We start from the raw sequence: 23,442 nt of genomic DNA, 5'->3' as shown, positions 1-23,442 counted from the left end.
GACGTATTTACAAATGCTTTCTTTTTATTCAAGCGATCGACATCCCTTCATAAAGCAGGTGCATTCGGGTCCGCTTACCACTATTCTGGCGTCAACGGAAGTCACCCCCGCTTTTTTCGGTCAACTTCACCGTAAAGAAAAAAATACAGAAAATGGACTTTCATAATTACACACGCTCGAGCGTGAACATAACAACCACACACGAGGTTTCAAATGGAAGCTCAACAGCATGGCGATCAGCTAAAGCGCGGCCTTAAAAACCGCCATATACAGCTCATCGCGTTGGGTGGCGCTATCGGTACCGGCCTGTTTCTGGGCAGCGCATCCGTCATTCAGTCGGCAGGTCCGGGGATTATTCTGGGTTACGCCATCGCGGGCTTTATTGCCTTCCTTATTATGCGCCAGCTCGGCGAAATGGTGGTTGAAGAGCCAGTAGCCGGCTCCTTCAGCCACTTTGCCTATAAGTACTGGGGCAGCTTTGCCGGTTTCGCCTCAGGCTGGAACTACTGGGTGCTGTACGTTCTGGTTGCCATGGCGGAACTGACCGCCGTCGGTAAGTACATTCAGTTCTGGTATCCGGAGATCCCAACCTGGGCATCGGCCGCGGCCTTCTTCGTGATCATCAACGCCATCAACCTCACCAACGTCAAAGTGTTCGGTGAGATGGAGTTCTGGTTTGCGATTATCAAAGTGATCGCGGTTGTAGCGATGATCATCTTCGGCGGCTGGCTGCTGTTCAGCGGCAACGGCGGCCCGCAGGCGACCGTGCGCAACCTGTGGGAGCAAGGCGGGTTCCTGCCTCACGGCATGACCGGTCTGGTAATGATGATGGCAATCATTATGTTCTCGTTCGGTGGTCTGGAGCTGGTCGGGATTACCGCCGCAGAAGCCGATAACCCTGAGCAGAGCATCCCGAAAGCCACCAACCAGGTTATCTACCGTATTCTGATCTTCTATGTGGGTTCGCTGGCAGTCCTGCTCTCCCTGCTGCCGTGGACACGCGTCACCGCTGACACCAGCCCGTTTGTCCTGATCTTCCATGAGCTGGGCGATACCTTCGTGGCTAACGCGCTCAACATCGTGGTACTGACGGCGGCGCTGTCTGTCTATAACAGCTGCGTCTACTGCAACAGCCGTATGCTGTTCGGTCTGGCTCAGCAGGGCAACGCACCAAAAGCGCTGCTGAACGTCGATAAACGCGGCGTGCCGGTGAACTCCATTATGGTCTCCGCCGTGGTGACCGCCCTGTGTGTACTGATCAACTACCTGGCACCGGAATCGGCATTTGGTCTGCTGATGGCGCTGGTGGTTTCCGCACTGGTGATTAACTGGGCGATGATCAGCCTGGCGCACATCAAGTTCCGTCGCGCCAAGCAGAAGCAAGGTGTGAAAACCCGCTTCCCTGCCCTGTTCTATCCGCTGGGCAACTGGGTATGCCTGATCTTTATGGCAGCGGTGCTAGTCATCATGCTGATCACACCGGGCATGGCGATCTCCGTCTATCTGATCCCCGTGTGGATTTTGATTCTCGGCGTGGGCTATCTGTTCAAACAGAAAAATGCCAAAACCGTAAAAGCGCATTAATCCCGTCTCGCTCTGTGCCCGACTGGGGTACAGAGCGTGTTACCTGCCTCACAAATTCTCACCCACAGCCATTTCATCCATATCACCGCCCTTATCCTGCAACGCATATATTCCTTCGCCAGCGAATAATTCTCTCCATACCGAAACTCGGAGAGCTGTCGATGGATAACAATAAACTGTCTGTAAAAGAAAAGATCGGCTATGGCATGGGCGACGCGGGATGCAACATCATCTTTGGCGCCATTATGTTGTTTGTTAACTATTTTTATACGGATATCTTCGGCCTGGCCCCCGCGCTGGTCGGGGTGTTGTTACTCTCAGTTCGCGTGATTGACGCCATCACCGACCCGATCATGGGCGCGATCGCTGACCGTACCCGCAGTAAATATGGCCGATTTCGTCCATGGTTGCTGTGGATTGCGTTCCCCTATGCTCTGTTCAGTATTCTGATGTTCACCACGCCGGAGTGGACTTACAACAGCAAAGTTATCTATGCGTTTGTCACCTACTTCCTGCTGTCGCTCACCTACACGGCCATCAACATCCCTTACTGCTCGCTGGGTGGCGTAATCACCAACGATCCAAAAGAGCGTGTGGCCTGTCAGTCGTATCGCTTTGTGATGGTCGGGATTGCGACGCTGTTGCTCTCGTTAACGTTGCTGCCGATGGTGGAGTTTTTTGGCGGTGACGACAAAGCCAAAGGCTACCAGATGGCGATGACCGTGCTGGCGCTGATTGGCACCTGTATGTTCCTGTTTAGTTTCTCAACCGTACGAGAACGTATTCGCCCGGCGGTACAAACCAATGATGAACTGAAAAACGATCTGAAAGACGTGTGGAAGAACGATCAGTGGGTGCGCATCCTGCTTCTGACCCTGTGCAACGTGTGCCCTGGCTTTATCCGCATGGCGGCGACCATGTACTACGTCACCTGGGTGATGGGGCAAAGCACCCATTTCGCCACCCTGTTTATCAGCCTCGGCGTGGTGGGCATGATGCTCGGCAGCATCCTCGCAAAAACCCTGACCGACCGCTGGTGCAAGCTGAAAGTGTTCTTCTGGACCAACATCGCCCTGGCCATTTTCTCCAGCGCGTTCTACTTCTTCGACCCGAAAGCCACCACCACCATCGTGGTGCTCTACTTCCTGCTCAACGTCCTGCATCAGATCCCGTCCCCGCTGCACTGGTCCCTGATGGCCGACGTGGACGACTACGGCGAGTGGAAAACCGGGAAGCGCATCACCGGAATCAGCTTCTCAGGCAACATTTTCTTCCTCAAACTGGGGCTGGCGATCGCCGGGGCGATGGTCGGATTCCTGCTCTCCTGGTACGGCTACGACGCGGGTGCTAAGGCGCAAAGCGCCGATGCCATCAACGGCATCGTCCTGCTGTTTACCATCATACCGGGCGTTGGCTATTTGATTACCGCAGGTGTGGTGCGTCTGCTGAAAGTAGACCGTGACCTGATGAAACAGATTCAGGAAGACCTGGAGAAACGCCGCATGAACTATCGCGAGCTGAATGACTATCAGGAACTCAAAGCCGCTGAAACCAAATAAGGAAAGCCCAATGCGTGACTGGCCCAATCCCTTTATCGAACAACGTGCCGACCCGTTTATTCTGCATCACGAAGGGCTGTATTACTTCATCGCCTCGGTGCCCGAGTACGACCGACTGGCGATCCGCCGCGCCGATTCGCTGGAAGGGTTGCGCAGCGCCGAAGAGGTGGTGGTCTGGCGAAAACCCGAGGCCGGGCCGATGAGCGAGCTGATCTGGGCACCGGAACTGCATCACATCGACGGCAAATGGATCATCTACTTTGCCGCCGCGCATACTCAAGCGCTCGATGGGCTGAATATGTTCCAGCACCGGATGTTCGCCCTGGAGTGCGCCGACAGCGATCCGCTGGCCGGAAAATGGGTCGAGAAAGGGCAAATCGTCACGCCGTTCGATACTTTTGCGCTCGATGCCACCACTTTCGTTCATCAAGACAAGCGCTGGTATCTGTGGGCGCAAAAAGCGCCGGATATCTCAGGCAACTCCAATCTCTATCTGTGTGAAATGGAAAACGCGTGGACGCTTAAAGGCGAGCCGGTGATGCTCAGCAAACCGGAGTATGACTGGGAGTGTCGCGGGTTCTGGGTCAACGAAGGCCCGGCAGTGCTGGAGCATGGCGACAGGCTGTTTATCAGCTACTCCGCCAGCGCGACGGATGAGAACTACTGCATGGGGCTGCTGTGGATTGATAAAAGCGCCGATCCGCGTGTCGCGGCCAACTGGCACAAATCACCACGCCCGGTGTTCACTACCAGCTACGAAAATCGTCAGTACGGGCCGGGGCATAACAGCTTTACGCAGACGCCGGATGGGGAAGATGTGCTGGTGTATCACGCGCGCAATTACACCGAAATTGAGGGCGACCCGCTGTACGATCCAAATCGTCACACCCGCCTGAAAGTCGTGCGCTGGAACGAAAACGGGATGCCCGATTTTGGCATCCCGCCTGCGGATACATATTGAGGAATGCGGTGCGCTGGCTTACACCAGCGTGCCGTAAATCGTCAGCAACGCGACCAGCACCACAATCACAAACGAGGTTTTCTTCGCCATCGACACCGCTGCTTTCGGGGTTTCGACTTTATCCGTGTGCGGTTCGCGGGCCAGGGAGAACTGCGCCAGACGCGTCAGCACCTGATACTGCGAGGTATGACGATCCGCCAGGGAAGCAAACCACGCCGGAAGCGCCTTCTCGCCGTGACCAATCAGAGCATACACCACGCCCACCAGGCGCACCGGCAGCCAGTCCAGCACGTGTAAAATCGCATCGATGCCTGACAGCAGTCGTTCGTGCGGCGTCAGATAGCGCGCCAGCCAGGTCTGCCAGGCGCGTAAGAAAGCGTAGCCCATCAGGAACACCGGCCCCAGTGGGCCGCCCACCACAAACCAGAACAGCGGCGCGAGGTAATAGCGGAAGTTAATCCACAGCAGCGCGTTTTGCAGCTCGCGCAAGTAATCGCGCTCGTTGCAGTCCGGCGGAACGCCGTGGATCAGCGTCAGCTCGCTCGCCATCGCGCCACGCGCGTGGCTATCGTCGCGGGATGCGGCTTTCAGATAGGCATGGTAGTGCAACCGAACCTTTCCAGCACCGATGCACAGCACGCCCAGCAGGATCCACACCACCAGCAGCGGCACGTTGAAAAACAGGCCATGCAGCGCGCGCAGCAGCAGGAACACCACGCCCATCACCACGGCGGTCATCAGGAGAGTGCGTAGCATCGAAAAATGTTTAATCCGACGGAAGATCACTTCCATCCGGTGATCCAAATGCCAGTGCTCGCCCAGTTTAAACAACCGTTCAGCGATCATCACCAGCAGCATGGTAAACAACGTCATGTCATCTCCTTATCTGACGAAGCGGTTAGCATGGCGCGAAACCGGGACCAGTCAAACGCCGGGCCTGGATCGGTTTTTCTCACTGGCGCAATATCGCTATGCCCGGTGATGTTGTCAGCAATTTTTGGGTACAACGCGGTCAACTCACGCGTCACCGCCACCAGCGCCTGGTACTGCGCGTCGGTGTACGGCGTAGTATCTGTGCCTTCCAGCTCAATACCAATCGAAAAATCGTTACAGCGTTCACGCCCCTGATAGACCGAGACACCGGCGTGCCACGCGCGTTTATCGAAAGGAACATACTGGACGATCTCACCGTCACGGCGAATCAGACAATGGGCAGAAACGCGCAGGTGCGCAATTTCCGCAAAAAATGGATGGGCGTTGGGATCGATTGTTCCGGTGAATAATGCGTCGATCCACGGACCGCCAAATTCACCCGGTGGCAGGCTAATATTGTGGACCACCAGCAGTGAGGGCGTTTCATCCTCCGGGCGGCAATCATGGTGCGGCGACGGTACGTGCCGCGCATCCACCAGCCATCCGTCTTGTAACTGCATGCTGGCTCTCCTTATATATGGTGCAGATTCTCGGTTCAGAGTAGCATGTTTCAATCTTATGATTCGTTACCAATTTGGAGTTTTATCATGCCGACTCGCCGTTACAACCCCGACCACCGACGTGAAGCGCTTCTGGAACGTATTAACCTCGATATCCCGGCGAGCGTCGCCCACGCACTGCGTGAAGATCTGGGCGGCGAGGTCAATGCGGACAACGATATTACCGCACAATTATTGCCTAAAGAGACGCGCTCGCACGCGGTGATCATCACCCGCGAAGACGGCGTATTCTGCGGAAAACGCTGGGTCGAAGAGGTCTTTACCCAGCTCGCCGGCGATGACGTACAGATAACCTGGCACGTTCAGGATGGCGACAGCATCAGCGCCAGTCAGCCTCTTTTTGAACTTCATGGCCCGTCCCGCGTACTGTTAACGGGTGAGCGCACCGCACTGAACTTCGTCCAGACTTTATCCGGCGTGGCGAGTGCCGTTCGTCGCTATGTTAACCTGCTGGAAGGCACCAAAACTCAGCTGCTGGATACCCGTAAAACGCTGCCTGGCCTGCGCACCGCCCTGAAATACGCGGTGCTGTGCGGCGGCGGCGCCAACCACCGTCTGGGGTTATCCGACGCCTTCCTGATCAAAGAGAACCACATTATCGCCTCCGGCTCCGTACGTCAGGCGGTGGAAAAAGCCTTCTGGCTGCACCCGGATGTGCCTGTCGAAGTGGAAGTCGAAAACCTCGACGAGCTCGATGCCGCGCTCAAAGCCGGGGCCGATATCATCATGCTCGATAACTTCGAAACAGAGCAGATGCGCGAAGCGGTTAAACGCACCAACGGTCAGGCGCAGCTGGAAGTCTCCGGCAACGTCACCCATGAAACCCTGCGCGAGTTTGCTGAAACTGGCGTGGATTTTATCTCCGTTGGCGCGCTCACCAAACACGTCCAGGCCCTCGACCTCTCTATGCGCTTCAAATAATACAGGTTTATTCCTCCTCTTCTACGGGAGAGGAGGAACTTCGCACGCTTTTACGACGCGCCTCGCAAAGTGTTAATGCAGCAATGCAACCGCTTTAAAATCCTCTGAATCGCCCTTCACGATCCTTTTTTCGCTCCTCGTGTTTGTCTCTTCGCGCTGCCACAGTGGCGTCACGAAACCCAAGGAGCTGACATGAACAGACAACAAGGATTTACCCTCATTGAGCTAATGGTCGTCATTGGCATTATCGCGATTCTCAGCGCCATCGGCGTGCCTGCGTACCAGAACTATCTGCGCAAAGCCGCGCTGACGGATATGTTGCAAACCTTTGTCCCCTATCGCACGGCCATTGAACTTTGCGCACTTGAGCACGGCGGAGTCGATACCTGCGATGGCGGAACCAACGGCATTCGCTCTCCAACGACCACGCGCTATGTCTCTGCGATGAGCGTTGCCAAAGGTGTGGTGGCACTGACAGGCCAGGAGAGCCTGAACGGTCTGGAAGTTCTGCTGGCACCGGTCTGGAGCGACGGGGACGGCATCACCGGCTGGACGCGCGACTGCACTATCGCTAATGACAGCGCGTTAAAGCAGGCGTGCGAAGACGTTTTCCGCTTCGATAACAAATAAAGGCGCTGACCATGAATACAGAGCAACTGACGCTGCTGTGCCAGCGCCATCATGCGCTGCTGTTAGGCAGCAACGATGAGACGATCAACATTGCCGTGGTGGACACACCAGCATCACAGATGATGGAAGCCCTGCGCTTCGCCACGCAAAAGCGGATTGATATTGAGTGCTGGTCGAAAGAGCGGATGGAGAAACATCAGCAGGCGTCATCCCAATCCTCTTTACCGGTCACCACTCTGGTGACGAGTTCAGCGGTCGATATTCTCAACCGGACGCTTTTGCAGGCCCTCAGCCAGCGCGCCTCGGATATCCACGTCGAGCCCGCGGGCGAGACCTGGCAAATCCGTTTGCGTATCGACGGTGTGCTATACCCGCAGCCGCCCTTAACGGCTGCGGTGGCGACCACGCTGATCGCCCGCCTGAAGGTATTGGGGGAGTTGGATATCGCCGAGCGCCGTTTGCCGCAGGACGGGCAGTTCACCGTTGAGCTGGCAGGCAACGCCGTCTCGTTTCGTATCGCAACGCTCCCCTGCCGAGGAGGCGAAAAAATCGTTCTGCGCTTGCTGCACCAGGTGCAACAGGCGCTGGAACTGGATGCCTTAGGGATGACGGAGGCCCAGCGCGCGCTGTTTGCCGATGCGCTCCATCAGCCGCAGGGGCTTTTATTGGTGACCGGCCCGACCGGCAGTGGGAAAACCGTCACGCTCTATAGCGCGCTGCAGGCCCGGAACGGTCAGGACGTGAATATTTGCAGCGTCGAAGATCCGATTGAAATTCCGCTTGCCGGGCTGAATCAGACGCAGATCAACCCGCGCGCCGGTCTGTCCTTTCAAAGCGTGCTGCGAGCACTTTTGCGTCAGGATCCGGACATCATCATGGTGGGCGAGATCCGCGATGGCGAAACGGCTGAGATTGCCATCAACGCTGCGCAGACCGGGCATCTGGTGCTCTCAACGTTGCATACCAACTCCACCACCGAAACGCTGATCCGCTTACAGCAGATGGGCGTAGCCCGCTGGATGGTCTCCTCAGCTCTGACGCTGGTGATTGCCCAGAGGTTGGTCCGCCGCTTATGCCCGCACTGCCGAAAAGAGACTGACCAAAGGATAACGCTTCCAGAGACTGTCTGGCCGCGTGAGCTTCCTCACTGGCAGCCGGCAGGATGCGATCGCTGTTATCACGGCTTTTATGGCCGCGTCGCCCTGTTTGAAGTGCTCTCGGTGAACAGCGACATCCGCCAGGCCATTGCCAGCGGCGCGTCGATTGAACAAATTGACCACACCGCACGGCGCACCGGGATGACCACGCTCTTTGCACACGGCTGCCTGACCGTTGAGCAAGGTCATACCACGCTGGAGGAGATCGTTCGCGTGCTGGGGCTACCGGATGGCTGCTAACCATCTCTGGCGCTGGCGGGCTTTGACGTTAGAGGGAGAGCTCCAGCAGGGCACCCTTTGGGCAGTCGATCGGGAGGCGGCCTTGAATCTGTTGTCTGGTCGGGCACTCTGTCCGCTGGCACTCTCGCGCAGTCTGATGCTCCAGAAATGGCAGCCGCAGCACTGCTATGAGCTTTTCCGCCAGCTTGCCGCCCTGCTTCAGGCAGGGCTCACGCTCGCTTACAGCCTGCAAATGCTGGCCGAGCAACATCCTGTTAAGCAATGGCAGGCGCTACTGTCGAGTCTTGCGGAAGATCTCAGCGCAGGCTGCGCGTTCTCCGATGCCCTGAAAAAATGGCCAGAGGTTTTTTCTCCGCTGTATATCTCAATGATGAAAACCGGCGAGCTGACCGGAAAACTGGAAGAGTGCTGCCGCCAGCTGGCGCAGCAGCAAAAATCTCATCAGCAACTGAGTGCGAAGGTGAAAAAGGCCCTGCGTTACCCGGCGATCATTCTGACCCTGGCCGCTGTCGTGGTCTTGGCGATGGTCACGCTCGTATTACCGGAATTTGCGGGTATCTATAAAACCTTTAATACCCCTCTTCCGCTACTGACGCGCTGGGTGATGGAGTTTGCGGATTTTATTCGTCAGCACATTATTGGGCTGGTTTTCATCATGCTCTTTCCATTCATCGCACTACGCAGCGTGCGGCAACATGCGGGATGGCAGCGCTTTAGCCAGCGCAGGGTATTGAGTTTGCCCGTCATGGGGGCGCTTGTTCGCGGGCAGAAACTGAGTCAAATCTACACCGTCCTCTCCCTGACGCAGCAGGCGGGTATCGCCTTTTTACAAGGACTAGAGAGTGCACAGGAATCCGTCGAGGGCCTGTTCTGGAAAGAGGTGCTGCGGGATATCAGGGAACGCGTAGTGCAAGGTGCCCCCATCTGGTCATCACTGAGTGAAGCGGGGATCTTCACGCCATTGTGTATTCAACTGGTACGAACGGGGGAGATTTCCGGTGCGCTGGACACGATGCTGGCGAATCTGGCGCGTCATCATAATGAGCAGACATTTCAGCACGCGGATAATCTGGCGTCGCTGTTAGAGCCGCTGCTGTTAATTGTGACAGGTGTGATTATCGGAACCCTGGTGGTGGCGATGTATCTGCCGATTTTCCATTTGGGGGATGCGATGAGTGCGGGATAACGCTGGCGCACGGGTGCGCGCCAGCGGGAGAGCGATTACAGGCTATTGAATACGCGGTTTTCCTGTTCCTGAACGCGGATAAACGTCGTGCGCTTAGTCAGCTCTTTCAGGCGGGATGCACCGACGTAGGTGCATGCAGAACGCAGGCCACCCAGAACATCGCGAGCGGTGTTCTCAACCGGGCCACGCAGCGCCAGTTTCACGGTTTTGCCCTCGGCTGCGCGATACTGCGCCACGCCGCCAACATGGCGATTCATGGCGGATTCAGAGCTCATGCCGTAGAACAGCATGAATTTCTCGCCGTTTTCTTCAACCACCGTGCCGCCGCTCTCTTCGTGACCGGCCAGCATACCGCCCAGCATCACGAAATCTGCGCCGCCACCGAAGGCTTTCGCCACATCGCCCGGCATGGTGCAGCCACCGTCGCTGATGATCTGTCCGCCCAGACCGTGCGCCGCATCGGCACACTCGATCACGGCGGAAAGCTGCGGATAACCGACACCCGTTTTCACACGCGTGGTGCAAACTGAGCCCGGGCCGATACCGACTTTGACGATATCCGCGCCGGACAGAATCAGCTCTTCACACATCTCGCCGGTCACAACGTTACCCGCGATGATGGTTTTGGTCGGCCAGGCCGCACGCGCTTTGCTGACGAACTGCACGAAGTGTTCGGAATAGCCGTTCGCCACGTCGATGCAGACAAAATTGAACTCAGGGTTCGCGACCAGAATTTGTTTGGTTTTCTCGAAATCCGCATCGGATGTACCGGTCGATACCATGATGTGTTTCTTCACATCATCGGATGCAGAAGCGGCAAACGCGCTCCACTCTTCGATACTGTAGTGTTTGTGCACGGCGGTCAGAATATCGAATTTCGCCAGCGCCGTTGCCATCGCAAAGGTACCCACGGTATCCATATTGGCAGCAATCACAGGCACGCCAGACCAGGTCTGACCGGAGTGTTTAAAGGTGAATTGACGTTCGAGTTCAACGTCTGAGCGGCTTTTCAGCGTAGAGCGTTTAGGGCGGATAAGAACGTCTTTGAAACCTAACTTCAGATCTTCTTCGATACGCATGTGCGGATTCCTGGGGTTAGAGGCAAATATATTAAAAGCACAACTCCAGTGACGCTATCATACGCACTAATACCTGCTCCGCAAGACTGCGATTTTCTCTTTTTTTACGCTACAATCCTATAAATTTACCTGGTCAAAAGCGGGTAAACAGAGTTAACCATTCGCTAGTGTAAGTTTACTTTCTAACCAGCTGATTTTAAAAATGAATAATTCCCAGGATTTGGTTTAATGGGGTACATCGTTGCGTTAACGGGCGGTATCGGCAGTGGCAAAAGCACCGTGGCTGACGCTTTTTCTCGCTTAGGTATCGCGATTATTGATGCGGATATTATTGCCCGTCAGGTGGTAGAGCCTCATACACCCGGTCTTCATGCTATCGCCGCGCATTTCGGACAGAGCGTGATCAACGCCGATGGCACGCTGAACAGGCGTCTGCTGCGTGAGCGTATCTTTTCGCAGCCGGCGGAAAAAGCCTGGCTCAACGCCCTCCTGCACCCCATGATTCACCAGGAAACTCAGCGCCAGATCGCCGGGTCCACGTCGCCTTATGTTCTCTGGGTTGTTCCCTTGCTTGTTGAAAATCAGCTTCAGCATAAGGCAGATCGTATTCTGGTGATTGATGTGTCGCCTGAGACACAGCTTCAGCGAACGATGCTGCGCGATAATGTCTCCCGCCAGCACGCTGAACAGATTCTTGCTGCGCAGGCAACGCGTGAAGCGCGCCTTGCCGTCGCAGATGATGTTATTGATAATGATGGCGCGCCCGACCGCATTGCCTCGGATGTCGCCCGCCTGCACGCCCAATATCTGACCTACGCCGCGCAGGCCGTAGCACAGGAAAAACCATAATGAATACGCACATCCTTTTTGAGCACCCGCTCAATGAAAAAATGCGCACCTGGTTGCGCATCGAATTTCTCGTTCAGCAGATGTCGCATCACCGTCCTATCGCCGATCACGCCACCGCACTGCATTTTTTTCGCAACGTCGGCGATCTGCTGGATGTCATTGAGCGCGGTGATGTCCGCACCGAGTTACTGAAAGAGCTTGAGCGTCAGCAGCGTAAATTGCAGGGATGGGCGGAAGTCCCGGGCGTCGATCAGAGCCGGATTGACTCCCTGCGTCTGCAGTTGAAACAAAGCAGCACAGTCCTGATGGCCGCACCTCGCGTGGGGCAGTTTCTGCGTGAAGATCGCCTGATTGCTCTGGTGCGCCAGCGTCTGAGTATTCCGGGCGGCTGCTGCAGCTTTGACCTGCCGACGCTGCACATGTGGCTGCACATGCAGCAAGAACAGCGTGATGCGCAGGTGAACAGCTGGATGGAAAGCCTGGAGCCGATGAACCAGGCGCTGACGCTGATCCTCGATCTCGTGCGCCACTCATCACCGTTTCGTAAGCAAACCAGCCTTAACGGTTTCTACCAGGATAATGGCGACGATGCCGATCTGCTGCGCCTGAATCTGTCGCTCAGCGATCAGCTCTATCCGCAGATTTCCGGGCATAAAAGCCGTTTTGCGATTCGCTTTATGCCGCTGGATAGTGAGAATGGCACCGTGCCAGAACGTCTCGATTTTGAACTGGCTTGCTGCTGAGGAGTATTGATGTCCGAAATTATTACCGTAAACTGCCCGACCTGCGGCAAAGCCGTTGTCTGGGGAGAGATCAGCCCGTTTCGCCCGTTCTGCTGCAAACGCTGCCAGCTGATCGATCTGGGAGAGTGGGCGGCAGAAGAGAAACGCATCCCGAGCGCGGGCGATCTGTCCGATAGCGATGACTGGAGCGAAGAGCAACAGTAACGCGATATCCGTTGTGCCTGCTGAGAACGTGCTTAGCAGGCCTTCAGTTCCTGAGTCAGTTTTGTAATCACCGGTTCATTGGCAGGCGGGAATTTATCGGCGTCCAGCGCCTCCAGCTCAACCCAATTTCCAGGCTGCCCTTCTTTGCCCCACGGCTCACCTTCCCAGCGTTCAACCATCCAGAACCACAGCGTGATGTGCCTGTCCGGGAATTGATATTCGAGCTTATCGAACAGTCTCGGTTCCAGCGCAGTAATTCCCACCTCTTCCTGCAGCTCTCGTACCAGCGCCTGTTCCGGCGTTTCTCCTGATTCGATTTTACCGCCAGGAAATTCCCACTTATTGGCCATGTGGGCATCCGCGGCGCGCTGAGTAATAAAGATTTGATTTTGCGGGTTACGAATAATCCCGACAGCGATTTGCAGTACTTTCATATTGTGACTTCCATAAAAAAGGCGCAGAAATCTGCGCCTTTTCGATTGGTGATACATGTTTAGCTCAGACGGCCATGACACGCTTTGTATTTTTTACCGGAACCGCATGGGCACGGATCGTTACGACCCACTTTGCGATCGCCCGTCTGGGCTGCGATCGCGGCGGCGGCTTCGTCTTCATCGGTCTGATGGCTCAGCTGCTGCATCTGCGCCAGACGCTCAGCTTCTTCACGACGCTGCTGCTCCATCGCTTCCACTTCTTCCGGCATACGCACCTGAACTTTGCTCAGGGTGCTGATCACTTCATATTTCAGTGACTCCAGCATAGACGCGAACATCGCGAAGGATTCACGTTTGTATTCCTGCTTAGGATCTTTCTGCGCATAGCCACGCAGGTGGATACCCTGACGCAGGTAGTCCATCGCTGCCAGGTGCTCTTTCCACAGGGAGTCCAGAGTCTGCAGCATGACGCCTTTCTCGAAGTGACGCATCATCTCAACGCCAACCACTTCTTCCTTCTGCTTGTAAACGGCAACCGCAGTTTCCAGAATACGTTCGCGCAGCGTTTCTTCGTGCAGCTCTGGCTCTTTGTCCAGCCACTCTTTGATCGGCAGTTCGAGATCGAAGTCGTTTTTCAGACGTTCCTGCAGGCCTTCAACATCCCACATCTCTTCCAGAGACTGCGGCGGAATATGCGCATCGATGGTCACTTTGAAGACATCTTCGCGAATGCTGTTGATGGTTTCGCTCACGTCGGACACGTCCAGCAGTTCGTTACGCTGGGAGTAGATCGCGCGACGCTGATCGTTAGCTACGTCATCATATTCAAGCAGCTGCTTACGAATATCGAAGTTGCGGCTTTCGACTTTACGCTGGGCGTTGGCAATCGCTTTGGTCACCCATGGGTGTTCGATCGCTTCGCCTGGTTTCATCCCCAGTTTACGCATCATGCCGGACACACGGTCAGAGGCGAAGATACGCATCAGGGCATCTTCCATCGACAGGTAGAAGCGGGAAGAACCGGCATCACCCTGACGACCCGCACGCCCGCGCAGCTGGTTATCGATACGACGAGATTCGTGACGCTCGGTACCGATAATGTGCAGACCGCCAGACGCCAAAACCGCATCGTGACGTACCTGCCAGTCGGCTTTGATCTGCGCAATTTGTTCTGGAGTTGGGTTTTCCAGCTCGGCGATTTCGGCCTGCCAGCTACCACCCAGCATAATATCGGTACCACGACCCGCCATGTTGGTGGCGATGGTCACTGCCGCCGGATAACCGGCCTGAGCAACGATATCCGCTTCTTTGGCGTGGAATTTGGCGTTCAGCACGTTGTGCTTGATGCCCGCTTTATCCAGCTCGTGAGAAACCACTTCGGATTTCTCGATGGAAATCGTACCCACCAGCACCGGCTGACCTGCAGCGGTGCGCTCGCGGATATCTTCGATGATTGCCTGGATTTTTTCCGCTTCGGTCATGTACACCAGATCCGGCATGTCTTTACGGATCATTGGACGGTTAGTCGGAACGACGACGGTATCCAGTTTGTAGATGGAGCTGAATTCGAACGCTTCGGTATCCGCTGTACCGGTCATGCCCGCCAGTTTTTCATACAGACGGAAGTAGTTCTGGAAAGTGATAGAAGCCAGGGTCTGGTTTTCGTTCTGGATATCCACGCCTTCTTTGGCTTCCACAGCCTGGTGCAGACCATCGGACCAGCGACGGCCCTGCATGGTACGGCCGGTATGTTCATCAACGATGATGACTTCGCCGTCTTTCACGATGTAATCCACATCGCGGGTGAACAGCACGTGAGCGCGCAGCGCTGCGGTAACGTGGTGCATCAGCATGATGTTGGTCGGGGAGTAAAGTGACTCGCCCTCTTCCATGATGCCCTGCTCAACCAGCAGCTCTTCGATCTGCACCAGACCGCGTTCGGTCAGGTTAACCTGACGCGCTTTTTCGTCCACGGAGAAGTGACCTTCGCCCTGGAAGGTATCGGAGTCTTCTTTTTCCTGACGGATCAGGTGCGGAATGATTTTGTCGACTTTGCGGTACATCTCGGAGCTGTCTTCAGCCGGGCCAGAGATGATAAGCGGGGTACGAGCTTCATCGATCAGGATTGAGTCGACCTCATCCACCAGCGCGTAGTGCAGTTTGCGCTGTACGCGCTCTTCCGGGCTAAACGCCATGTTGTCGCGCAGGTAGTCAAAACCGTATTCGTTGTTGGTGCCGTAAGTGATATCCGCGCCGTAAGCTTCGCGCTTGGCCGGAGCAGGCAGGCCAGACATGTTGATACCCACGGACATACCGAGGAATTCGAACAGTGGACGGTTGTTTTCGGCGTCACGCTGCGCCAGATAGTCGTTGACGGTGACGACGTGAACGCCTTTACCGGTCAGTGCGTTGAGGTACGCAGGCAGCGTTGCGGTCAGGGTTTTACCTTCACCCGTACGCATTTCTGCGATGCAGCGTTCGTTCAGAACCATACCGCCGAGCAGCTGAACGTCGAAGTGACGCATCCCGAACACGCGTTTACTCGCTTCGCGAACCACGGCGAAGGCTTCCGGGATCAGGCTTTCCAGAGTTGCGCCTTTTGCCAGACGCTCACGGAATTCACCGGTTTTCGCTTTCAGTTCGTCATCGGAGAGTTTTTCCATCTCCGGTTCCATACCGTTGATGACGGTGACCGCTTTGCGCATGCGGCGCAGGGTACGATCGTTACGACTACCGAAAACTTTGGTTAATAACTTGATTAGCATAATAAATTCTCACACGCCCCATCATGGGCAGATAAATTAAGGTATTGAAAAACAGTTAATTTAGCTGAGGCGTTGTGGCCCGGCGCGGATACCCTGCACCTGGCTTATCCAGGCAGAGACCGAGAAGGCGGCGTGTGGAATGAAAGCGATATTCGTCATCTGACGAACGATGACCGGCGGTTTGCTCTCCTGCGTCAGCAGGGCATTGAGCGTATCCAGCAGAGCGAGATGTTGCGCCTGAACCGGGAGCGACTCTTCCACGACAGGCACAGCCTGTGGAGCCATGGCGAAAGAGAGGTGACGGATAACAGTGCGGATAGCATGCTGATGCCAGTAATCGACGGTAAAGTTAGGACGGCGACTGGCTTCCAGCAGCGCGAGGTTCGTGAAATTAACCCGCGTGGAAAGATCGTGCTTGGCCGTGGTGGTGTTCGCGGGCGTTGCCGCTTCTGCGCTATGGCTGAGTACAGGCAAGCCGAAGCTCGCCGCAACCATCCCTAATAAGAGATGCGGCCAGAAGTAACGTCTGCCAAATTGTCGCCAGCGCGTTAGAATTCCGCTCACCTAATCCACCATCGTATGCAGGCCCGTACAGGCATGCGTTCAGATACTATTTAGCGCACAGATATTATCACTAAAGCGATAATTCAGCAGCAGGAATGACAGATTGCCACGGGTAAAAACGGTCAAGAATGCAGCGAACGCGCGCACATTCTGTGCTTAGCGGGCAATTATCATGCGGGGAAGAAATTCAGAAGTGCAAAAACAAAAACGACTGGTCTTCCTGGCCGGAGAGAGTACCAGGTCAACCAGTCGATTTTACGATACGGAATGAACCGTTACGCCAGAACCGTGCTCGGTGCTTTGAACGCCAGTGGAAGCTCTGCTTCGTCCTGGAAGGTCACAAATTCCCAGGCTTCCTGTTTTGCCAGGACTGCCTGCAACAATTTGTTGTTCAGTGCATGACCGGATTTAAACGCGGTAAATGCACCAATGATGTTGTGACCACACATGAACAGGTCGCCGATTGCATCCAGCATTTTGTGACGAACGAATTCATCTTCAAAACGCAGGCCGTCTTCGTTCAGTACGCGATAATCGTCAACAACGATGGCACAATCGAAGCTGCCGCCCAGGCACAGGCCACGGGACTGCAGATATTCGATATCACGCATGAAACCGAAAGTACGTGCACGGCTAATCTGACGCATAAACGCATCAGCAGAGAAGTTCATCGCATAGCGCTGGTTGCTGCCATCAATCGCCGGATGGTTAAAGTCGATGGTAAAGTCCAACGAGAAACCATTAAACGGCTTGAATTCAGCCCACTTGTCGCCGTCTTGAACGCGAACTGTCTCTTTAATGCGTACAAATTTCTTCGCGCAGTTCAGTTCATCAATACCCGCATCAAGCAGGAGATAAACGAACGGAGCAGCACTACCGTCCATGATTGGGATTTCTGGCGCATCGACTTCAATCACAATGTTGTCGATACCCAGACCCGCCAGGGCGGCGTTCAGGTGCTCTACGGTAGAAATCCGCACGTCATGCTCATTCACCAGGCAAGTACAGAGCATAGTATCACGCACAGATTTGGCATCGGCCGGAAAATCTACCGGTGGATTCAAGTCGGTGCGACGATAGATGACCCCGGTATTGGCCGGCGCAGGGCGTAACGTCAGTGTGACTTTTTTGCCGGTATGTAAACCGACGCCAGTCGCCTGAACGATACGTTTAAGAGTCCTTTGTTTGATCATCGTATAATCTCGCCAAATTACTTATCCAACCGAGAGTGTATATCACTAACGGTGGGCCAGTTTAGCACAAAGAGCGAAAATCCCCAAATTCCAGCCAATTCTTAGTCAGCTTGCTTACGCAGGAACGCTGGGATATCCAGATAATCTGGTTCTTTCGCAGTTTGCGGCGTATTGTCGTTAACCACTTTCGCGGCCGGTTTTTGCTCCTGCGTCAGCGGCGCCATGCCGTGCTGCTGGTAGCGATCCATCACCGGCTGCTGAGTCTGTTTGTTGGTGACCAGGGTGATCTCAGGACGTTTGTCCATGCCGATACCGGTCGCCACAACAGTCACACGCAGTTCATCGTTCATTTCCGGATCAAGGGAAGTACCGATCACCACAGTAGCATTATCAGAAGCGAATGCGCGAATGGTGTTACCTACTGTTTCAAATTCGTCCAGACGCAGATCGAAGCCAGCGGTAATGTTGACCAGCACGCCGCGTGCGCCAGACAGATCGATGTCTTCCAGCAGTGGAGAAGAGATCGCCATTTCAGCGGCTTCTTCTGCACGGTCTTCACCGCTCGCCACGCCAGAGCCCATCATCGCATAGCCCATTTCGGACATCACGGTGCGGACGTCCGCGAAGTCGACGTTCATCAGACCCGGACGAGTAATCAGCTCAGCGATACCCTGAACCGCGCCTTTCAACACGTCGTTCGCTGCGCCAAACGCGTCCAGCAGGGAGATACCGCGACCCAGCACTTTCAGCAGTTTGTCATTCGGGATAGTAATCAGAGAGTCCACGTGTTTGGACAGCTCAGTGATACCCTGCTCCGCGAATGCCATACGCTTCTTGCCTTCAAAGTTGAAAGGCTTAGTCACGACAGCAACGGTCAGAATACCTAAATCTTTTGCCACTTCAGCCACGACTGGCGCAGCACCTGTACCGGTACCGCCGCCCATGCCCGCTGCGATAAACACCATATCGGCGCCATCGAGTGCAGCACGCAATGCTTCACGGTCTTCTTCAGCCGCATTGCGACCGACTTCCGGGTTAGCCCCAGCGCCCAGACCTTTGGTGATACCACCACCGATCTGAATGGTCTGGCCTACCGCCGTCTTTCGCAGGGCCTGAGCGTCGGTGTTAACAGCGAAGAACTCAACACCTTCGATGCGCTCACGCACCATATGCTCGACAGCGTTACCGCCGCCGCCACCGACGCCGATGACTTTAATCACCGCGTCGTTGGTTAATTCCATTGGTTCAAACATGGTTTCTCTCCGTTTTTACACTTCATCATTCTGCCTGCCTGGGCATAGTGAATGATTCCGCGTATGTGCCTGTCGCCTGAGACCGCTAATTCTCTCCGGTCTCTTTAAAAATTAAAATTCTTTTCTCAGCCAGGAATTGAGTCGTTTGACCCAGGAACCGACCGACGTACGTTTTTCGACTTCTGCTTCACCACTCAAGTGGGACTCTTTCCCGTAATGCAGCAGGCCCACGGCCGTTGAATAATACGGCTCCTGAGCGTAATCCGTTAAACCGGTAATATTCAGCGGCGCACCAATACGCACTTGCGTATGGAACACGCGCTGGGCACAGGCAGCGAGACCTTCAATTTGCGCTGCACCACCGGTTAAGACAATCCCCGCCGCAAGATGGTGTTTCACACCCTGCTGACGAAGCTGTTCCTGTAACTGTAAAATCTCTTCGTTGACCAGGTTAAGCAGCTCGGTGTAACGCGGCTCAATCACCTCGGCCAACGTCTGGCGCTGCAGACTGCGCGGCGGACGACCGCCCACGCTTGGCACTTCAACGCTCTCGTCTTTGCCGACGATGGAGCCTAATGCACAACCATGGCGCACTTTAATGGCCTCTGCATCGCTCGGAGGCGTACCAAAGGCATAAGCGATATCGCTGGTCACCACATTCCCGGCGTATGGGATCACTTTGGTGTGACGCAATGCACCGCCCGTATACACGGCCATGTCCATTGTACCACCACCGATATCAACCACACAGACGCCCAGTTCACGTTCGTCTTCGGTCAGCACCGAGTAGCTTGCTGCCAGTCCTGCAAAAATAAGTTGGTCAACTTTCAGGCCACAACGTTCAACGGCTTTAACGATGTTTTTCGCCATATCGTTGTGACATGTGATCAGGTGCACTTTTGCCTGCATACGCACGCCGGAAAGGCCGACCGGGTTTTTGATACCCTCTTGATAGTCGATCGCATATTCCTGCGGGATCACGTGCAGTACACGATGTTCATCGCGCACGCGCACGGATTTAGCCGTGTGCACAACGTTTTCAACGTCTTCCTGCGTCACTTCCTCTTCGGAAATCGGCACCATCCCGATTTCGTTCTGGCAGCTAATGTGCTTACCAGAGAGGGCCAGATAGACGGAGGAAATCTGGCAATCTGCCATTAATTCTGCCTGATCGATGGCGCGCTGTACGCATTTCACCACCGACTCGAGGTCGTTTACCCCACCTTTATCCATACCACGGGACGGGCAACTGCCCACGCCAATGATATTGACCATACCGTCGGGCAGAACTTCCCCTACTAAAGCGGCAACCTTAGCGGTGCCAATCTCCAGTCCAACTACCAGTTTTCTGTCCGTCGCCTTGATCATTGTTGTTCTGCCTGTACCTGTGCCTGATTCTGTTGCTGATTAGGTTCCTCAACCGGAGCCGGTACCCAACCGACTGCTGCGCCTGAGTCATAGCGCAAATCAACGTAGCTTATCCGTTTGCCGTCGGTCTGCGCCTGCTGCTGTAAAACGGGGTACAGTTCTACAAAACGCGCCAAACGCTTCATCGTGTCGCCGCGGCCGAGATTGAGCTTAATCCCATTCGTTAACGTCAGCTGCCATGAACGGCGCGCTGTCATTGCCGCGTCTTTTAACGCAAATCTGTCCTTAGCCAGCACCTGACCCATTTCGCGAAAACCTTGTAGCACTTCGTTTTCGCTGCCTTCCGGGCCAGACAACATCGGTAAACTTTGCTTGCTGACACGATCGGCCGGGACGCTGAACGAATTTCCGTCTACGTCGACCATATGCTGATCATTCCAACGCGCAATGGGCACATATTCAACCAGATGAATCTTCAATTCATCAGGCCATTGCTTTCTGACGCTCGCCTGTTTTATCCACGGCAGACGTTCAATCTGGCTCTGGATAATGTTGACGTCCTGGGTCATGAAGGTTCCAGGCGATCCCAGCGCCAGGATCGACTGGCGAATATCATCGTTACGCGTGTAGTGACGCTCGCCGGTGACCACCAGTTTTGACAGCGGCAACCGTTGCGCATCTTCCATCCAGCCCAACACCATCCAGCCGCTGATAAACACGGTACACAGCACACCCAGCAGGAACAAAATCCCTGCAAGACGCGTTCCATTACTCCGACCCGAAGAAGAATATTCCTCTTCTTCTTCGCGGTTGCGCGTGTTCAGTGCAGCCTGAGACATATCAGTTCGCCTGGTCCAGAATACGGACGACTAGCTGCGAGAAGCTCATGCCCGCCTGACGCGCCGCCATCGGCACCAGGCTGTGGCTGGTCATACCCGGAGAGGTATTGGCTTCCAGCAGATAAAATTCACCGTCGCTGTCCTGCATCACGTCGATACGTCCCCAACCACGACAACCTAAAACAGTCCAGGCTTTGAGCACCAGGTCCTGTAAATCTGATTCACGTTCTGCTTCCAGACCACTTGGACAGAAATATTGCGTCTCATCAGAGAGATACTTCGCTTCATAATCATAGAAGGTTCCAGCGGGTTGGATGCGAATTGACGGCAAAATTTCTTCACCGAGCATCGCCACGGTAAATTCCGGACCGCTGAGCCATTTTTCAATCAGAACTTCTTCATCGTGTTGAAAAGCCAAAGCTAACGCCGATGTTAAATCACCAGCTTGTTCAACTTTGGACATACCAACACTTGAACCTTCACGGCTCGGTTTTACAATAACGGGTAAACCCAGCTCTGCAATGCGTGCATTGACGCTCTCGTCGAGGCCCATTTCGAACTCACGGCGGGTCAGCGCAACCCACGGCGCAACGGGTAAACCCGCCCCCTGCCACAACAATTTGCTGCGCAGTTTGTCCATTGAAATCGCGGAGGCCATCACACCGCTGCCGGTGTAAGGCAAACCGATCAAATCCAACAGCCCTTGCAGGGTGCCATCTTCGCCGCCGCGCCCGTGCAGCGCGATAAAGACTTTATCGAAGCCCATCTCTTTCAGACGCGTGACGTCCGTCTCTTTTGGATCCACCGGGTAGGCGTCGACACCACCTTCACGCAGACCCGCCAGCACGGCGGCACCGGAGTTCAGCGAAACGTCGCGCTCAGCAGAGGTTCCGCCGAAGAGGACCGCAATCTTATCAGCCATTGCGTTCATCCTCTGAGGTTTGCGGCTTCAGTTTGATTTGCGCTAAGTTACGGGCGATTTTGCCGATATTTCCCGCGCCCTGGATCAGAATCAAATCGTTACCGGTCAGTACAGGTGCCAGAATTTCAGCAGCTTGCGCTGGATCGGAGACCAGAATCGGGTCTACCTTACCGCGTCCACGGATAGTCCGACACAAAGATCGACTGTCTGCGCCCGGAATCGGAGTTTCACCCGCTGAATAAACATCCAGCATCAGCAGCGTATCCACCTGCGACAGCACGTTGGCGAAGTCGTCATACAGGTCACGGGTACGCGTGTAGCGGTGTGGCTGGAAGACCATCACCAGATTTTTATCCGGCCAGCCCGCGCGTGCCGCTTTAATGGTCGCATCCACTTCTGTTGGATGGTGACCGTAATCATCCACCAGCATCGCGGTGCCCGCTTTGCCGTTGACTGGCTCGAGCGGGAATTCACCGAGGAAGTCGAAACGACGCCCGGTGCCCTGGAAACCTTCCAGCGCGCGTAAAATATCGTCGTCTTCAATGCCTTCTTCAGTGGCAACCGCCACCGCAGCCGCCGCGTTGAGCGCATTGTGGCGGCCCGGCGCGTTCAGCGTCACACGCAGCGGGGCTTTATCCTGACGGACCAGGGTGAAATGCCCCTGCGCACCCAGTTGGGTATAGTCTTCCACACGCACGTCAGCATCTTCGCTGAAACCGTAAGTGGTAATCTGACGACCCACGCGCGGCAGCAGTTCGCGAATCACCGGATCGTCCACACACATCACCGCACGACCATAAAACGGCAAATTGTGCAGGAAATTAATAAACGTCTGCTTTAAATTTTCGAAGTCGCCCTGGTAGGTATCCATGTGGTCGGCTTCGATGTTGGTGACAATCGCCACCATCGGCTGCAGATGCAGGAACGACGCGTCGCTCTCATCGGCTTCCGCTATCAGGTAACGGCTATGGCCGAGACGGGCATGCACGCCCGCCGCTTTTACCAGGCCACCGTTGACGAAGGTCGGATCCAGACCCGCTTCGGCATAAATGCTCGAGACCATCGCCGTGGTCGTCGTTTTGCCGTGCGTACCCGCTACGGCGATACCGTGACGAAAACGCATCAGCTCGGCCAGCATCTCCGCGCGGCGGATCACCGGGATACGCGCTTCGTGCGCGGCAACAATTTCCGGGTTATCGGCAGAGATCGCGCTGGAGACCACAACAACGCTCGCATCCAGTACGTTTTCAGGACGATGGTTGAAATAGATGGTCGCCCCAAGCGACGCCAACTGTTGCGTGACAGGGTTCGGCGCCAGATCGGAACCGCTGATCTGGTAACCTTCGTTCGCTAAGACTTCGGCAATACCGCCCATACCTGCGCCGCCGATGCCAACGAAGTGAATGTGCCGGACGCGACGCATCTCGGGCACGATTGAACGCAGTTTCGCCAGTTGTTGTGTATTCATTCTCTAACCGCCATCGATACTTCTCAAAAT

22 protein-coding genes are annotated in these 23,442 nt (G+C 55.2%); 10 read left to right on the top strand and 12 right to left on the bottom strand.

The features are described from left to right. The first annotated feature begins 213 nt into the window (after positions 1–213). The 3 genes from aroP to U9O48_RS03920 all read left to right on the top strand — a co-directional run bounded on the left by aroP (position 214) and on the right by U9O48_RS03920 (position 4,104). A complete protein-coding gene (gene aroP, locus U9O48_RS03930; RefSeq protein ID WP_285145989.1) occupies positions 214–1,584 on the top strand; it encodes an aromatic amino acid transporter AroP in 1,371 nt (456 codons plus the stop codon). 161 nt (positions 1,585–1,745) lie between these two features. After that, a complete protein-coding gene (locus tag U9O48_RS03925) occupies positions 1,746–3,143 on the top strand; it encodes a glycoside-pentoside-hexuronide (GPH):cation symporter (RefSeq protein ID WP_285157950.1) in 1,398 nt (465 codons plus the stop codon). Positions 3,144–3,153: 10 nt separating this feature from the next. Continuing rightward, complete coding sequence (locus U9O48_RS03920) at positions 3,154–4,104, top strand: family 43 glycosylhydrolase (protein WP_324723556.1); 951 nt, start codon at positions 3,154–3,156, stop codon at positions 4,102–4,104. An 18-nt stretch (positions 4,105–4,122) separates the two neighbouring features. Here U9O48_RS03920 and ampE read toward each other — a convergent pair whose 3' ends face one another. Both ampE and ampD read right to left on the bottom strand, forming a co-directional pair. Further along, positions 4,123–4,977, bottom strand: coding sequence for a beta-lactamase regulator AmpE (ampE, locus tag U9O48_RS03915; protein ID WP_285145992.1), 855 nt, complete (start codon positions 4,975–4,977; stop codon positions 4,123–4,125). Next, positions 4,974–5,537: a 1,6-anhydro-N-acetylmuramyl-L-alanine amidase AmpD gene (gene ampD / locus U9O48_RS03910; protein ID WP_285145993.1), complete on the bottom strand. Its 564-nt coding sequence runs from the start codon at positions 5,535–5,537 to the stop codon at positions 4,974–4,976. The genes ampE and ampD overlap by 4 nt, the downstream gene beginning before the upstream one ends. A gap of 87 nt (positions 5,538–5,624) precedes the next feature. On the opposite strand from ampD, the gene nadC reads away from it, so the two are divergent. The 4 genes from nadC (at position 5,625) to hofC (ending at position 9,731) form a co-directional block, all read left to right on the top strand. Next, the gene (gene nadC, locus U9O48_RS03905; RefSeq protein ID WP_282491664.1) at positions 5,625–6,518 is read left to right on the top strand and encodes a carboxylating nicotinate-nucleotide diphosphorylase; all 894 of its coding nucleotides are present in this window, start codon (positions 5,625–5,627) and stop codon (positions 6,516–6,518) included. 192 nt (positions 6,519–6,710) lie between these two features. Next, complete coding sequence (ppdD, locus tag U9O48_RS03900; RefSeq protein WP_285153772.1) at positions 6,711–7,148, top strand: prepilin peptidase-dependent pilin; 438 nt, start codon at positions 6,711–6,713, stop codon at positions 7,146–7,148. 11 nt (positions 7,149–7,159) lie between these two features. After that, the gene (gene gspE, locus U9O48_RS03895; protein WP_285150661.1) at positions 7,160–8,545 is read left to right on the top strand and encodes a type II secretion system protein GspE; all 1,386 of its coding nucleotides are present in this window, start codon (positions 7,160–7,162) and stop codon (positions 8,543–8,545) included. Further along, positions 8,535–9,731 (top strand): protein transport protein HofC, encoded by a 1,197-nt coding sequence (gene hofC, locus U9O48_RS03890; RefSeq protein ID WP_324723551.1) that lies wholly within the window; start codon positions 8,535–8,537, stop codon positions 9,729–9,731. Before gspE ends, hofC begins: the two co-directional genes overlap by 11 nt. 35 nt (positions 9,732–9,766) lie before the next feature. On the opposite strand, the gene U9O48_RS03885 is transcribed toward hofC, so the two are convergent. Beyond that, positions 9,767–10,810, bottom strand: coding sequence for a GMP reductase (locus U9O48_RS03885; RefSeq protein ID WP_282491659.1), 1,044 nt, complete (start codon positions 10,808–10,810; stop codon positions 9,767–9,769). Between the two features lie 228 nt (positions 10,811–11,038). Between U9O48_RS03885 and coaE the strand changes: the two genes are divergently transcribed. From coaE to yacG, 3 genes are read left to right on the top strand one after another with little or no spacing between them, the layout of a single operon-like run. After that, entirely contained in the window at positions 11,039–11,659 is a 621-nt protein-coding gene (gene coaE, locus U9O48_RS03880) for a dephospho-CoA kinase (protein WP_324723549.1), read from the top strand. Continuing rightward, positions 11,659–12,402 (top strand): cell division protein ZapD, encoded by a 744-nt coding sequence (zapD, locus tag U9O48_RS03875; protein ID WP_282491657.1) that lies wholly within the window; start codon positions 11,659–11,661, stop codon positions 12,400–12,402. The genes coaE and zapD overlap by 1 nt, the downstream gene beginning before the upstream one ends. A 9-nt stretch (positions 12,403–12,411) precedes the next feature. Beyond that, positions 12,412–12,606, top strand: coding sequence for a DNA gyrase inhibitor YacG (gene yacG, locus U9O48_RS03870; RefSeq protein WP_282491656.1), 195 nt, complete (start codon positions 12,412–12,414; stop codon positions 12,604–12,606). A 32-nt stretch (positions 12,607–12,638) separates the two neighbouring features. On the opposite strand, the gene mutT is transcribed toward yacG, so the two are convergent. The 9 genes from mutT to murC all read right to left on the bottom strand — a co-directional run bounded on the left by mutT (position 12,639) and on the right by murC (position 23,412). Further along, on the bottom strand, positions 12,639–13,040 hold the full coding sequence (mutT, locus tag U9O48_RS03865) for an 8-oxo-dGTP diphosphatase MutT (RefSeq protein WP_282491655.1): 402 nt from the start codon (positions 13,038–13,040) through the stop codon (positions 12,639–12,641). A 59-nt stretch (positions 13,041–13,099) separates the two neighbouring features. Further along, on the bottom strand, positions 13,100–15,805 hold the full coding sequence (gene secA / locus U9O48_RS03860; protein WP_282491654.1) for a preprotein translocase subunit SecA: 2,706 nt from the start codon (positions 15,803–15,805) through the stop codon (positions 13,100–13,102). A gap of 60 nt (positions 15,806–15,865) precedes the next feature. Continuing rightward, on the bottom strand, positions 15,866–16,369 hold the full coding sequence (gene secM, locus U9O48_RS03855) for a secA translation cis-regulator SecM (RefSeq protein ID WP_282491653.1): 504 nt from the start codon (positions 16,367–16,369) through the stop codon (positions 15,866–15,868). 275 nt (positions 16,370–16,644) lie between these two features. After that, on the bottom strand, positions 16,645–17,562 hold the full coding sequence (gene lpxC, locus U9O48_RS03850) for a UDP-3-O-acyl-N-acetylglucosamine deacetylase (RefSeq protein ID WP_282491652.1): 918 nt from the start codon (positions 17,560–17,562) through the stop codon (positions 16,645–16,647). Between the two features lie 101 nt (positions 17,563–17,663). Then, positions 17,664–18,815 carry a cell division protein FtsZ gene (ftsZ, locus tag U9O48_RS03845; RefSeq protein ID WP_006173842.1) on the bottom strand — a complete coding sequence of 384 codons (1,152 nt, stop codon included), beginning with the start codon at positions 18,813–18,815 and terminating at the stop codon, positions 17,664–17,666. A gap of 111 nt (positions 18,816–18,926) precedes the next feature. Continuing rightward, the gene (gene ftsA, locus U9O48_RS03840) at positions 18,927–20,183 is read right to left on the bottom strand and encodes a cell division protein FtsA (RefSeq protein WP_095280777.1); all 1,257 of its coding nucleotides are present in this window, start codon (positions 20,181–20,183) and stop codon (positions 18,927–18,929) included. After that, positions 20,180–21,022: a cell division protein FtsQ gene (ftsQ, locus tag U9O48_RS03835; RefSeq protein WP_095280776.1), complete on the bottom strand. Its 843-nt coding sequence runs from the start codon at positions 21,020–21,022 to the stop codon at positions 20,180–20,182. Before ftsQ ends, ftsA begins: the two co-directional genes overlap by 4 nt. Position 21,023: 1 nt before the next feature. Next, positions 21,024–21,944, bottom strand: coding sequence for a D-alanine--D-alanine ligase (locus U9O48_RS03830; protein WP_285150658.1), 921 nt, complete (start codon positions 21,942–21,944; stop codon positions 21,024–21,026). Further along, complete coding sequence (murC, locus tag U9O48_RS03825) at positions 21,937–23,412, bottom strand: UDP-N-acetylmuramate--L-alanine ligase (protein ID WP_282491650.1); 1,476 nt, start codon at positions 23,410–23,412, stop codon at positions 21,937–21,939. Before murC ends, U9O48_RS03830 begins: the two co-directional genes overlap by 8 nt. Positions 23,413–23,442 lie beyond the last annotated feature (30 nt).

The sequence above is a fragment of the Lelliottia sp. JS-SCA-14 genome, from assembly GCF_035593345.1.
GTDB lineage: Bacteria > Pseudomonadota > Gammaproteobacteria > Enterobacterales > Enterobacteriaceae > Enterobacter > Enterobacter wanjuensis.
The sequence above is the reverse complement of the archived record's forward strand: the minus strand, read 5'-3'. Positions and strand labels throughout refer to the sequence as shown.